10 protein-coding genes, 1 pseudogene and 1 other annotated feature are annotated in these 13,379 nt (G+C 37.8%); of the genes and pseudogenes, 10 read left to right on the top strand and 1 reads right to left on the bottom strand.

Features of this window, described 5'->3' with window-relative positions:
- Positions 1-55 precede the first annotated feature (55 nt).
- The 10 genes and pseudogenes from lpdA (at position 56) to pgaD (ending at position 11,592) form a co-directional block, all read left to right on the top strand.
- Complete coding sequence (gene lpdA, locus R2H34_RS12495; protein WP_004963581.1) at positions 56-1,489, top strand: dihydrolipoyl dehydrogenase; 1,434 nt, start codon at positions 56-58, stop codon at positions 1,487-1,489.
- Between the two features lie 137 nt (positions 1,490-1,626).
- Positions 1,627-2,793 (top strand): ADP-forming succinate--CoA ligase subunit beta, encoded by a 1,167-nt coding sequence (gene sucC, locus R2H34_RS12490; RefSeq protein ID WP_004908344.1) that lies wholly within the window; start codon positions 1,627-1,629, stop codon positions 2,791-2,793.
- A gap of 14 nt (positions 2,794-2,807) precedes the next feature.
- The gene (gene sucD / locus R2H34_RS12485; protein WP_004908342.1) at positions 2,808-3,698 is read left to right on the top strand and encodes a succinate--CoA ligase subunit alpha; all 891 of its coding nucleotides are present in this window, start codon (positions 2,808-2,810) and stop codon (positions 3,696-3,698) included.
- A gap of 544 nt (positions 3,699-4,242) precedes the next feature.
- Positions 4,243-4,845 (top strand): hypothetical protein, encoded by a 603-nt coding sequence (locus R2H34_RS12480; protein WP_318342283.1) that lies wholly within the window; start codon positions 4,243-4,245, stop codon positions 4,843-4,845.
- Positions 4,814-6,033 (top strand): IS3-like element ISAba29 family transposase gene (locus R2H34_RS12475; RefSeq protein WP_318342272.1). Its coding sequence is split into 2 segments (ribosomal slippage): positions 4,814-5,090 and positions 5,090-6,033, totalling 1,221 coding nucleotides; the frame shifts between segments, so codons are not numbered across the junction. The genes R2H34_RS12480 and R2H34_RS12475 overlap by 32 nt, the downstream gene beginning before the upstream one ends.
- Positions 5,089-5,205 (top strand) — a sequence feature (AL1L pseudoknot). (Overlaps the previous gene by 117 nt.)
- A gap of 58 nt (positions 6,034-6,091) precedes the next feature.
- Positions 6,092-6,376 carry a hypothetical protein gene (locus R2H34_RS12470; protein ID WP_318342282.1) on the top strand — a complete coding sequence of 95 codons (285 nt, stop codon included), beginning with the start codon at positions 6,092-6,094 and terminating at the stop codon, positions 6,374-6,376.
- Positions 6,297-8,014, top strand: a pseudogene (locus R2H34_RS12465) (hypothetical protein). Before R2H34_RS12470 ends, R2H34_RS12465 begins: the two are co-directional and overlap by 80 nt.
- A complete protein-coding gene (gene pgaB / locus R2H34_RS12460; RefSeq protein WP_075696736.1) occupies positions 8,014-9,849 on the top strand; it encodes a poly-beta-1,6-N-acetyl-D-glucosamine N-deacetylase PgaB in 1,836 nt (611 codons plus the stop codon). The pseudogene R2H34_RS12465 and the gene pgaB overlap by 1 nt, the downstream one beginning before the upstream one ends.
- Positions 9,850-9,851: 2 nt before the next feature.
- A complete protein-coding gene (pgaC, locus tag R2H34_RS12455; protein WP_282896745.1) occupies positions 9,852-11,126 on the top strand; it encodes a poly-beta-1,6-N-acetyl-D-glucosamine synthase in 1,275 nt (424 codons plus the stop codon).
- On the top strand, positions 11,110-11,592 hold the full coding sequence (gene pgaD, locus R2H34_RS12450; protein WP_318342281.1) for a poly-beta-1,6-N-acetyl-D-glucosamine biosynthesis protein PgaD: 483 nt from the start codon (positions 11,110-11,112) through the stop codon (positions 11,590-11,592). Before pgaC ends, pgaD begins: the two co-directional genes overlap by 17 nt.
- Positions 11,593-11,633: 41 nt before the next feature.
- Here pgaD and R2H34_RS12445 read toward each other — a convergent pair whose 3' ends face one another.
- Complete coding sequence (locus R2H34_RS12445; protein ID WP_282896743.1) at positions 11,634-13,346, bottom strand: flotillin family protein; 1,713 nt, start codon at positions 13,344-13,346, stop codon at positions 11,634-11,636.
- Between the last annotated feature and the right edge of the window lie 33 nt (positions 13,347-13,379).

Here is a 13,379-nt window from a genome sequence, read left to right as displayed (position 1 = left end):
AAAGTTCAGTCCCCTTAATCAAAAGGGGATTTAGGGAGATTGATTGGAGATAAAAATGTCTCAACAGTTTGATCTTGTTGTTATTGGCGGTGGACCTGGCGGTTATGAAGCAGCAATCCGTGCTGCACAACTAGGTTTTAAAGTTGCATGTATCGAAAAACGTATTCATAACGGTAAACCATCTTTGGGTGGTACGTGTTTAAACGTTGGTTGTATCCCTTCTAAAGCATTGCTTGACTCTTCTCATCGTTACGAAGCAACAGTTCATGAACTTGCTGAACACGGTATCACGACTGGTGAAGTTAAATTTGATTTAGATACTTTGTTAGCTCGCAAAGACAAAGTTGTTGATCAATTGACTGGTGGTGTTGCTCAATTACTTAAAGGTAATGGTATCGAGTGGTTACAAGGTACTGGTAAATTACTTGCTGGTAAAAAAGTTGAATTCACGCCATTTGAAGGTGAAGTACAAGTTTTAGAACCTAAGTATGTCATCCTTGCGACTGGTTCTGTACCTGTAAATATCCCTGTAGCTCCTGTTGATGAAGATTTGATTGTTGACTCAACTGGTGCTTTGAAATTCCCAGAAGTTCCAAAACGTCTTGGTGTTATCGGTGCAGGTGTTATCGGTTTAGAGTTAGGCTCGGTATGGCGTCGTCTTGGTTCGGAAGTTGTTGTATTTGAAGCATTAGATACTTTCCTGCCAATGGCTGATAAAGCACTTTCTAAAGAATTTCAAAAAATCTTGAAGAAACAAGGTTTAGATATTCGTATTGGTGCAAAAGTTTCTGGTACAGAAGTTAATGGTCGTGAAGTGACTGTTAAATATAACCAAGCTGGCGAAGATAAAGAGCAAGTATTTGACAAATTAATCGTTTGTGTAGGTCGTAAAGCTTATGCAGAAGGTCTATTGGCAGAAGATTCAGGCATTAAACTCACTGAACGTGGTTTAGTTGATGTAAATGATCAGTGCCAAACATCTGTTGAAGGCGTTTATGCGATCGGTGACTTAGTTCGTGGTCCAATGCTTGCTCATAAAGCAATGGAAGAAGGTGTGATGGCTGTTGAGCGTATCCATGGTCATGCTGCTCAAGTAAATTATGACACTATTATTAGTGTTATTTACACGCATCCTGAAGCTGCTTGGGTTGGTTTAACTGAAGAACAAGCTGCTGAAAAAGGTCACGAAGTTAAAGCCGGTCAATTCCCGTTTGCGGTTAATGGTCGTGCATTAGCTGCTGGTGATACAGCTGGTTTTGTTAAATTTGTTGCTGACGCAAAAACAGATCGTCTTTTGGGTATGCACGTTGTCGGTCCTAATGCATCAGACATCGTTCATCAGGGTATGATCGCACTTGAGTTTGTTTCTTCTGTTGAAGATCTACAGTTGATGACTTTTGGTCATCCAACGTTTTCTGAAGTTGTACATGAAGCTGCACTTTCAGTTGATGGTCGTGCAATCCACGCGATTCAACGTAAGCGCAAATAAAAACAAAAAGTGTGGTTCGCCACACTTTTTTGAATGAAGACGATTGGTTTATAAGACAGTCGTCGTCTCATAATGTAGTGTCCTAGTGTTAAGAATATCTAGGTCGCGTCACAATAAACAACGTAGTAGGTAATTAAATGAACTTACATGAGTATCAAGCTAAAGCGTTATTAAAAAAATATGGCATGCCAGTACAAGAAGGTATTTTGGCAACAAATGCAGATGAAGCAGTAGCTGCGTTTGAACAGCTTGGTGGTAAATTCGCGGTAATGAAAGCGCAAGTACATGCTGGTGGTCGTGGTAAGGCTGGTGGCGTAAAAGTTGCAAAATCAAAAGAAGATGTTATCGAATTTGCTAACAATATTATTGGTACTCGTCTTGTAACGTATCAAACAGATGCAAATGGTCAGCCTGTTAACAGCATTATTGTTGCAGAAGATGTCTATCCAGTTGAGCGTGAGCTTTACTTAGGCGCGGTTGTAGATCGTTCTAGCCGTCGTATTACTTTCATGGCTTCTACCGAAGGTGGTGTAGAAATCGAGAAAGTTGCTGAAGAAACACCTGAAAAAATTATTAAAGTTGAAGTTGATCCATTAGTAGGTTTACAACCATTCCAAGCACGTGAAGTTGCATTTGCTCTTGGTTTGAAAGATAAACAAATCGGTCAATTTGTTAAAATTATGTCTGCTGCTTACCAAGCATTTGTAGAAAATGATTTTGCTTTATTTGAAATTAACCCACTTTCAGTTCGTGAAAATGGCGAAATTTTATGTGTAGACGCGAAAGTAGGTATTGACTCTAACGCGCTTTATCGTTTGCCAGAAGTTGCAGCTTTGCGTGATAAATCTCAAGAAAATGAGCGTGAATTAAAAGCATCTGAATTTGACCTTAACTATGTTGCTTTAGAAGGTAACATCGGTTGTATGGTGAATGGTGCTGGTCTTGCAATGGCAACGATGGACATCATCAAGCTTTATGGTGGTCAGCCTGCTAACTTCCTAGATGTTGGTGGCGGTGCGACTAAAGAGCGTGTAATCGAAGCATTCAAAATTATTCTTGCTGATACTTCTGTACAAGGTGTTTTAATCAACATCTTTGGTGGTATCGTTCGTTGTGACATGATTGCTGAAGCAATTATTGCAGCAGTTCAAGAAGTAAACGTAACTGTACCAGTTGTTGTTCGCTTAGAAGGTAACAATGCTGAGCTAGGTGCGAAATTGCTTGATGAATCTGGTTTGAAATTAATTTCTGCAAACGGTTTATCTGATGCTGCAGAAAAAATTGTTGCTGCAGTTAAAGCGTAAGGGGAGTATCAATCATGAGCGTATTAATTAATAAAGACACTAAAGTATTGGTACAAGGTTTTACTGGTAAAAACGGTACTTTCCACTCTGCACAAGCTTTAGACTACGGTACAAAAGTTGTTGGTGGTGTTACGCCAGGTAAAGGTGGAACAACACACCTTGACCTTCCTGTATTCAATACAATGAAAGATGCTGTACGTGAGACTGGTGCTGATGCATCTGTTATTTATGTTCCAGCTCCATTTGTATTAGATTCTATCGTTGAAGCGGTTGATTCAGGCGTTGGTCTTATTGTTGTGATCACTGAAGGTGTTCCAACAATCGATATGCTTAAAGCAAAACGCTATTTAGAAACTAACGGTAATGGTACTCGTTTAGTTGGTCCTAACTGCCCAGGCGTGATCACTCCAGGTGAATGTAAGATCGGTATTATGCCTGGTCACATCCACCAACCTGGTCGTATTGGTATTATCTCACGTTCAGGTACATTGACTTATGAAGCGGTTGCTCAAACAACTAAGCTTGGTTTAGGTCAATCTACTTGTATCGGTATCGGTGGTGACCCAATCCCTGGTATGAACCAAATCGATGCATTGAAATTATTTCAAGACGATCCTGATACTGATGCAATCATCATGATTGGTGAGATTGGTGGTACTGCAGAAGAAGAAGCTGCTGAATTCATTCAATCGAATGTAACCAAGCCAGTTGTTGGTTACATCGCTGGTGTAACTGCGCCTAAAGGTAAACGTATGGGTCATGCTGGTGCGATTATCTCTGGTGGTAAAGGTACAGCAGAAGAGAAATTTGCTGCATTCGAAAAAGCAGGTATGGCTTACACTCGTAGCCCAGCTGAACTTGGCTCAACAATGATGCAAGTGCTGAAAGAGAAAGGTTTAGCGTAATACGTTAGATTTATTTATCTTGAAAAAACCCAATGGTGACATTGGGTTTTTTTTATAAGTGCAATATTGTGACAAAATACGTGCAAGATGCCGAAAAAACATATAAATAAATTTGATGGATATAATTAACTGATTGTAATAGATGAAAATATAACTTTTTATATTATGTTTAGGTTTTATTTTTTTTGAAAAAGCTTAATTAAAATATTAAAAATGAGTTTTAAATATTATCTATTTTAATTTATACAGAACGATCTTTATTATACAGGTCGTTCTTTCTTTTTAAGTTTTATTTAATAAAATGTTTATCTAAATTATTTTTCGTTTTTTTAAGTTTTTCGTATGGAAAATTAAATTTGATTTTATTTTTATATTGTTTTTGAATAAGTATAATTATTACATATGCTTATATTAATTTTTATTTTAAACTTTGGTATAATTTTATATTTAAATTTAATTTGGAGTAAAATTTTTTAATTTATTGTTGTGGTTATTTTTTTATTAAATTATTATTTATAGTAAATATTAAATAATGAGGAATAATATGATTAAAATAAAATTATTTATTCCTGTGCATTGTGTATCTCTTTTTGTTTTATTGTGTTGTGGAAGAGCTGTTTATTCAAATCCGATTGATCAACACAGGGAGTACGCTGTTCAATTAATCCAGAAAGGAGAGGTTGATCATGGGTTACTTGATTTAAAGAAATTATTAGTTTTGTATCCTAAAGACCAAAAATTAATTGCGGATTATTTTGTACTTTCGTATGGAAGAAATACGCTTCATGCTACTGAGTTGATTACCTGTATAGAAAATATACAAATAGAAGTATTTCCTATTTATGCGCAGACCAGTGTCGTGAAAACCTTAAGAGATGCCACACAATATTCTTTGGCTAAAAAGATGATTACAGGGTTTAGAGCTCATAATCCTCAAATGGGGTGGAACGTATGGTTAGCAACGATAGCTGCTGAAACAAAGCAAAATCAGGAAGCTCAAAGCATATTAAAACAAGTAGATATGCAGCAATTAAATGCAGAAGAACTAGTGCTGTTATCGCATACTGAACCGTACCAGGTTTGTCGGAGACTCAATATTCTGAGAGACTATTCCGATGAAAAAACCAAACTATACCCCCGAAATTAGAGAAAGAGCGGTTCAATTACTAATTGAATCTGAAAAAGATTATCCTTCTACTTGGGCAGCAATCACAGCTATTGCTCCTAAAATCGGTTGTACTCCTGAAACATTGCGTGTTTGGTATTTAAAGCATATGGATCAACTAAATCCTGCCAAAGTACAACAGAAATCTGACCAAGAAAAAATGAAGCAAATGGAACGTGAAATTAAAGAATTAAAGCGTGCCAATGAAATTCTACGCAAAGCAGCCGCTTTTTTCGCCCAGGCGGAGCTCGACCGCCCACACAAATAATGGTGGATTTTATCCAGAACAATAAAGATCGATATGGTGTTGAAGCGATTTGTAGAATTTTACCGATTGCAGCTTCGACCTATTATCGGGCTTTAGATCTCGTTGATAACCCAGAACATCGAGCGAAACGTGCTCTGCATGATTTACATCATGCAGAGCAAATCAAACGTATTTGGAAAGAAAGTTTAGGTCGATATGGTGTGCGTAAGGTCTGGCAACAATTGAAACGTGAAGGTTATGTTATCGCACGTTGTACAGTTGCTCGATTGATGCAGAAGCTAGGTATACAAGGTGTTTGGCGTGGTAAGAATAAACAAACCACCCGTAGCCGAGATGATCAAAAACGAGCAGATGACTTAGTAAAACGCAATTTTAATGCAGATCATCCTGACCAGCTGTGGGTCGCTGACTTCACGTATATTCAAACTCATTCAGGCTGGGTCTACACCGCATTTATTATTGATGTGTTCTCGCGAACAATTGTTGGATGGAAAGTATCAACACGGATGAATACAGATATGGTACTTGATGCACTGGAGCAAGCATTGCATGATCGAGGCATGCCAAAGAATGTGATTCATCATTCCGACAGAGGTGTGCAATATCTTTCCATTCGCTATACCAATCGTTTAGAAGCAGCAAATTTACGAGCATCAGTCGGTACAACGGGTGATTCATACGATAATGCTCTGGCTGAAACGGTGAATGGCTTATACAAAACAGAGGTGATTGAATATTTAAAAGCAGATTGGCAAGGTTTAGCGGATGTACAACTTGCGACATTAAATTGGGTAGATTGGTTCAACAAAAAGCGTGTACACAGTGCACTGGGTTATGTATCGCCTTTTGAGTTTGAAGCAATGTACTATGATAAGATTAATCCGTTAGGTCAGGTGGCCTAACTTAAATAAAAAAGTCTCCGATAAACCCGGTACGGTTCATACCTATCGATTAGTAGGAATGCCTATCCAAGCATTGCAAGCCGCAAATGCTGCTTTTGATAAGAAAAAAAATCAATTTTCTCAAGAGGAATATTTATTAGCACTGAATGATAACGGAAATTATAAGGTGGCAGATGAATATATAATGCGTTTTGTCTTATTTCAGACTCATCCTGATTTAGTGATCAGAATTAAACTCAGTCAATTCGCCACTCAAATCAAAAATGCAGTACTTGCTTATAAAACTGCTCAACAAGAAAGCAAATATGCAGATGCATATGTTGTTAGACCAAGTGCTTGCTGAAATGGAATCGTATAAACCCATAGTAAATGGTTATCCTCATTGGCAAAAAAGCTTTTATGCTGATTACATCTATGCTTTAGCGAAACGTAAGCGTTACACTGATATATTAACTACTTTACAGAGTATTAGTATTCCACTAGATCTTTGGCCAACTTATACACGTCATGCAATTGCAGATGCGTATTTAGCTACCAATCAACCTGAACAAGCAGAGCAAGTTTATTTGTCATTATTTAATGAAAAGAACTATGCTGATTATGATGTTTATTCAGCCTTATATTATGCGTATTTAGAACAAGAAAAATTTGAAGAAGCAAATAACTTGATTGATGAAATGGAACATCAATTAAGACGTTATCAATATAGCCAAGTAAAAGGTGTAGATCGTACAACTCATGAAGATTGGGAACAATATTTAAGTTTAAAAGGGTTAAATCTTGCTTATCGGAATGAGTTAGAAAAAGCCGAACAGTATTTTGAAAATTTGGTTTCAATCGCACCACGTAATATTGGTTATCAAAATAATCTCGCTTTGATTCAATGTTGGAGGCAAAAAACATTAACAGCGAAACTAACTTTAGAACAATGGAATGGTTTGGATGAAGTCAGCCAAATGACGGAAATCAACCAAATGAATAATGCGCAAGCTCTGGGAAATATTTCATATTGGCGAGAATTAAATAAAAAGCTCTTACAAACTGCTGCTGAGGATACAGGAGTACAACTGAGTTATAAAGAGTTGAAGGATCGTGATCGGTGGAGTATAGAACATCACAGTTCTTTTTCAAGGAATAAGTCTAATGATGATCGTCTATTAAATAGTTTACGAGGATCAAACGAACAGAGTTTTTGGACGCGTTTAAATAGTCCTTGGTTTAATGATTATTATCGTATCTTTGTTGAGCATCAATATCGAAAAGCACGGTATAAAAATAAGAAATTAGACGATGCTCGGGTAGGGCTGGGACTGGAATGGTCTTCAAATAGAAAAACAGCCAATATTCTATTGTCCGAAAGAAAGGATCAAGAGCGACTTGGTGTTAGATTGGATTGGTCGCATTGGTTAAATGATCATTGGGCATACAACTTCTCAGTCGATTCTGATGCTGATATACCATTACAAGCGATTGCCCAAAAGCACAAAGGGCAATCTTATGTAGCTGCGATGAATTGGCAAGCTAATGAGTCTAGAAAAGCAGGTATTCAATATCAAGCGATAGATATTGATGATGGAAATTTACGACAAGCCTATCAGGCATATTTTAGTCAGCAATTTTTTCAATCACCACAACACACAAGCACAGCGACTGTTACTGGATATTACGGAAGAAATAAAGCTGTGCAAGTTGATTATTTTAACCCTGTATCTAGCCATAGCATCGAGTTAAATCTGCAACATGATTGGTTGACATGGCGGGAATATGAGCGTGACTTTAAACAGCATTTTGAGCTGACTCTGGGTACTTTAAGCAAAAAGATTTTGCCCATCAGCCCGTTTATAACTTTTTGTATCGCCATGATTGGCGAATTTCACGTGTTTGGTATCTAAATTATGGCGTAGGGTGGGGATCTCATCCTTATGACGGTGAGCACGAAGACAAAACGTATGCCATTTTGGGCTTCGAAGGAAGGTTCTAATGAATATAAAATCTCCTTTCTGCTTATTGGCGTGTATAAGTGCAATGTCATTCAATCTATTTGCACAACCTATTGATAAGGCAGTTTCCGAATCCGCACAAACGAGCTCTAACGCTAATCAATTTGTGACGCTGACATTTCATGATGTTCGTGATGATGTCGCAGCAAAAGGGGATCGTGATTATTATGCGATTAGCAGTCAAAATTTTGCGCAATTTTTACAATGGATTAAAGATAATAAATGGCAACCGATACGATTAAAGGATGTTTGGCAAGCGCGTAATGCAGGAAAAGCTCTTCCTGAGAGAGCGTTGTTATTAACCGTTGATGATGGTGTATCGAGTGCATACACACATATTTTTCCATTATTAAAACTACATAAAATCCCTGCTGTATTTGCAATACCAACCAGTTGGATTAACGGCAATACCAAAGATGCTATTGAGGCATATGGTACAAGTAATTTGATGACATGGCAGCAAATGCGAGAAATGCAAGCTTCGGGCTTGGTGGAGTTTGGATCTCATAGTGACAATTTACATTACGGTATTGCCGCAAACCCTCAAACAAATCTAGAGTTTGCAGCAATTACTCGGCAATATTTTCCGCAGTCTGAAAGTTATGAGACTGATGAAGTCTTTAGACGTCGAGTCTTGAACGACTTGCAACAATCTAAGCAAATTTTAGATAAAGAGCTAGGTACTAATACTCGCGCAATCTTTTGGCCATATGGAGCTGTGACCAAAGAAACCGAGGAATTGGCGAGAATGGTGGGTTTACCGTTGTCATTTAGCCTAGGTAGTGAGTTAAACACAGCAGATTTATTTGGGACTTATCAACGTGCTTTGATCATTGATAATCCAATACCAGCTCAAATTTACGCTGAAATGCAAGATTTTGTATTGGATCGTCATGCACCTTATAAGCAACGTAAGAGTTTTCTGCGTTTTAATTTAGCTGAACTGGTAAAAGATAATGGAAATTCTGAACAGCGATTAGGTCAATTATTGGATCAGGTTGGAGCTTTTAAGTCGAATAATTTATTGCTGACCGTTGTTGAAGATCAGAATGATGATGGAAAAATTGATGTTGCTTATTTTCCTAATCGTAGTTTACCGATGAAAGCGGATTTATTAAATCGGGTGGTCTGGCAAGCACGTACACGGATTGCAAATAAAGTTTATGCAGAACTTCCTCTGAGTTTAGAAACTCAACAAGGTTACGACTTGTCAGAGTTAATTGCAGATTTAGTCAAAAATAATAGTTCCATCACGGGTTTGATGATTGAAACAGATGACACATTACACTGTGCAATTAGTCAACGAGATTGGGATCACATTTGTCAGAAGAAAATCGATGATGTATTGGCGATCAAAAATAAGACTAAATTGAAAGCAAATTATTATGTCAATGTCAGTACAAATTATCAGACAGCACTAAAATTCAGTTACAAGGGAGCACAGTGGGGTGGGCTACAAAAGTTACTGCAGTTGATTCCTGATCATGCTGATTTTCTGTATATCGCTTTAGATTCGAATCAATCAAAAAATAATATAAATGAGCTAGATAAAGTTTTATCGACTTTAACTGAACGTGAAAAACAACATTTGATCATTAGTTTGCAGATCGATAATCAAGCTTCTTCTTATGATTGGAAGAAATATCAGAAAATCTATCAGCAATTAAAAAGACAAGGTGTTCAAAAAATTGGTGTAGATAATTATCAGCTTTCTTATGGGGCTACGATTCATCAATATCTTTATCGTGAGTTGAGCTTAAATGGTAGTCCGCTCAGCTATCGCAATCCTTATGTGTTGAAACAAGGAGGGCGCTAATTATGGAATTTTTTTCAGATATTTCTTTAAGCGACTTATTTTTTGGCTTTGCATTTTTATTTCCTTTATTAATGGCTTGGCTTTGGATGGCGGGTGGAATTTGGTTTTATTTCAAACGTGAATTTCGGCAAACGGTTTTCCCTGAACCTAGTCAAGAAAGTTGTAGCATTATCATTCCTTGTTTTAATGAAGAAGAACAAATTCGAGAAACCATCAAGTTCGCTATGCAAAGCCAATATCCTGATTTTGAGGTGATTGCTATAAATGATGGAAGTACGGATAAAACCGCAGAGATTTTAGATGAACTTGCGTTGCACTATCCAAAACTACGTGTGGTGCATTTGGCAGAAAATCAGGGCAAAGCATATGCCTTGAGAGCAGGTGCGATGGTCAGCCAGCATGAGTTTCTAATTTGCATTGATGGCGATGCTTTACTGCATCCTCATGCCGTTTTTTGGATGATGAATCATCTAACACACTATCCGAGAGTCGGTGCAGTAACAGGTAATCCACGCATTATTAACCGTTCCAGTGTATTGGGCAAAATTCAAGTAGGTGAGTTCTCTTCAATCATTGGATTGATTAAACGTGCACAACGTACTTATGGGCGGATTTTTACGGTATCAGGGGTGATTGCAGGTTTTAGAAAAACAGCACTAGATCGAATTGGTTATTGGCGTGATGACATGATCACAGAAGATATTGATGTCTCATGGCGGCTCCAGTTCGATCATTGGGACTTACAGTATGTACCAAAAGCACTTTGTTATATCTATATGCCTGAAACCTTTAAAGGATTGTGGCAACAACGCCTACGTTGGGCGCAAGGTGGTATCGAAGTTTTATTTGCTTATGTACCGAAGTTATTTAAATGGCGTTTAAGACGCATGTGGCCAGTCGTTTTTGAAGCAATTATCAGCGTGATTTGGGTTTATGTAATGACTGCTATCATTCTTCTTTATGTGATTGGATTATTTATAGAATTACCTGAACAATGGGCGGTTACTACCGTATTGCCTAACTGGTATGGGATTGTTTTAGGTACGACCTGCCTTATACAGTTTTTAGTGAGTTTGATGATCGATCGCCAATATGACAATAGTCGAACCTTACGGACATATTTTTGGGTTATCTGGTATCCATTATTTTTCTGGGTATTAATGACCATCACAACCGCGATCGCATTGCCAAAAACCATATTTAAAAAACCAAAACGTGCACGTTGGGTAAGTCCTGATCGTGGATTTAGAGAGGGGCAAGATGATGTCAAACTTTAAAATGGTCTATGACCTTACACAATTGGAAATTCCTGAGTACATTGATGAACCTCGTTATGTCAGAAACAAAACGGCTGGATATGGATTGTTTTTTTTAGGTTGGTTGCTTTGGATATGGATTTTTATGCCATTAATCACTGCATTATTATGGATTTTCCAAGGTTTCAGTGCATATGAACAATTATTCGTGATGAATATACCAGAGCAATCGATTGATATCCTTTATTTAATCATTTCAATCATGTTGTTCATCCTGACTTTAATTATTTGGGCGACCTATAATTGGTTTCGTTTTTATAATAAAGAAAGAAGATCCTTTCCGAAAAATATTTCTGTTGATCAATTGGCACAGAGTTTCGAGTTAAATACCGAACAAATGAATGCCTTAAGAGATGCTAAGAATGTCACCCTGCATTATGATCAGGAAGGAAGATTAACCAATTTTGAGCTGGCTGAAAAACAATAAAAAACGCGGTCAAGACCGCGTTTATTTTTGACCTATTCTTATCAATCTAACTTATTTTGAGATTTTAAAGTATTAGTAAGGCCGTTAATATCACCACCTTGTAGGCCTAATTCATTCATTAAGCTATCGATCAAAGGTGCTTGAGAACGGTAGCGTAGGGCACTATTCACAACTTGATCAGACAAAGATGTTTGACCATTTTCAGTGGTTTCACCTGATGTAGTACCACCAGCAAAACCATTTAAACCATTCACCTGTAGAATCTTGATATCGTCAATATTCTCCATTGGTTTAACGCTTTCACGAATAATATCTGGTAAATGTTTGAGTAAGGCTAAACGAACTTGCATCTCTACTTGCTCTGCAGAAAGAACATTGGCTGCCTCATTCACTGCACGTGTACCTTCAGCATCTACTTGATATTGTTTTTCGAGAGCTTGTGCGAGAAGTACCTTAGCATCAGCTTCACCTTTTGCTTTTAAGCGTATCTTTTCGGCTTCAGCTTCCGCAGCAATTCGAACAGCTTCTGCTTCATCTGATGCAGCTTTTTTACCAGCATCAGCTGCCACAGTAATCGCAATCGCTTCTTTTTCAGCAGTTTGTTTGGCTGCTACAAGCTCGACAGCTTTTTGACGTTCTGCTCTTTGAGTTTCTCGCACCGTGACGACTTCTTCTTCAGCTTTTACAGCCTCAGCTCTGGCTTTGTCAGCTTGAGCTTTAGCTTCAGATTCGGCACGTGATTTTTCAGCGATAGCAATTGCACGATCTTGCTCTGCGAGTTCGATAGTTTTTTTCTGTTCAACTTGTGCTTTTTGAATAAGTTGAGCTTTTTGGATATTTTCGTTTTCTACATCACGAGCAGAAGCGATACGTTTAAGTTCAACTTCACGTTCAGCAGCAATACGAGCTTCTTCGGCTTCACGCTTTTTACCTGCTTCTTGAGAAGCAATTTCAGCATGTTGTTCGGCTTTACGAATGGAAATTTCGCGTTCTTGTTGCAGTTTTGCATATTCTTCTTCACGAGAAATCTCAAGGCGCGCACGCTCTGCTTCAAGATTTTTAGCACGAATCGCTAAATCAGCATCCTGTTCAATATCATTACGCTTCTTACGACGGTCTTCGATTGTTTCTGTAAGTTTAGTTAAGCCTTCAGCATCAAAAGCATTTTGTGGATTGAAATATTCAAAACCAGTTTGATCTAAACCTGTCAATGAAACGGTTTCAAGTTCTAAACCGTTTTTAGATAAATCTTCAGAAACCACCTGTTGAACTTTTTGTACAAAGTCGACACGCTTTTCATGTAGTTCTTCCATTGCCATTTCCGCGGCTACAGCACGTAAAGAGTCGACAAATTTACCTTCGACTAAATCTTTTAACTCCTGTGGAGACATGGTTTTCCGACCTAAGGTTTGCGCTGCAGTCGCAATCGATTCACCTGTAGGTTTTACGCGAACGTAGAATTCTGCCATTACATCTACACGCATACGGTCACGTGTAATCAAAGCTTGGTCAGCTGCACGTTTTACTTCTAAACGTAGTGTGTTCATGTTGACGGGGATGATTTCATGCAATACAGGAAGCACAATCGCACCTCCATTCAAGATGACTTTTTCTCCACCGAAACCAGTTCTTACGAATGAAACTTCTTTGCTTGAACGAGTATATAAACGAGCAATGACGATACCGATAAATATCAGTGCTGCGAAAATTACACCTGTAATAATTAAAATTTCAGTCAATGCTGAATTGAACATTAAAACACCCTCATATCATTTATATTAAAAAAA

This window comes from Acinetobacter sp. 16 (genome assembly GCF_033439925.1).
Taxonomy (GTDB): domain Bacteria; phylum Pseudomonadota; class Gammaproteobacteria; order Pseudomonadales; family Moraxellaceae; genus Acinetobacter; species Acinetobacter junii.
The sequence above is the reverse complement of the archived record's forward strand: the minus strand, read 5'-3'. Positions and strand labels throughout refer to the sequence as shown.

What these genes read in the sequence shown, in the direction of transcription:
- lpdA (WP_004963581.1), top strand. Translation starts at nt 56, where the DNA reads ATGTCTCAACAGTTTGATCTTGTTGTTATTGGCGGTGGACCTGGCGGT.
- sucC (WP_004908344.1), top strand. Translation starts at nt 1,627, where the DNA reads ATGAACTTACATGAGTATCAAGCTAAAGCGTTATTAAAAAAATATGGC.
- sucD (WP_004908342.1), top strand. Translation starts at nt 2,808, where the DNA reads ATGAGCGTATTAATTAATAAAGACACTAAAGTATTGGTACAAGGTTTT.
- R2H34_RS12480 (WP_318342283.1), top strand. Translation starts at nt 4,243, where the DNA reads ATGATTAAAATAAAATTATTTATTCCTGTGCATTGTGTATCTCTTTTT.
- R2H34_RS12470 (WP_318342282.1), top strand. Translation starts at nt 6,092, where the DNA reads ATGCCTATCCAAGCATTGCAAGCCGCAAATGCTGCTTTTGATAAGAAA.
- pgaB (WP_075696736.1), top strand. Translation starts at nt 8,014, where the DNA reads ATGAATATAAAATCTCCTTTCTGCTTATTGGCGTGTATAAGTGCAATG.
- pgaC (WP_282896745.1), top strand. Translation starts at nt 9,852, where the DNA reads ATGGAATTTTTTTCAGATATTTCTTTAAGCGACTTATTTTTTGGCTTT.
- pgaD (WP_318342281.1), top strand. Translation starts at nt 11,110, where the DNA reads ATGATGTCAAACTTTAAAATGGTCTATGACCTTACACAATTGGAAATT.
- R2H34_RS12445 (WP_282896743.1), bottom strand. Translation starts at nt 13,346, where the DNA reads ATGTTCAATTCAGCATTGACTGAAATTTTAATTATTACAGGTGTAATT.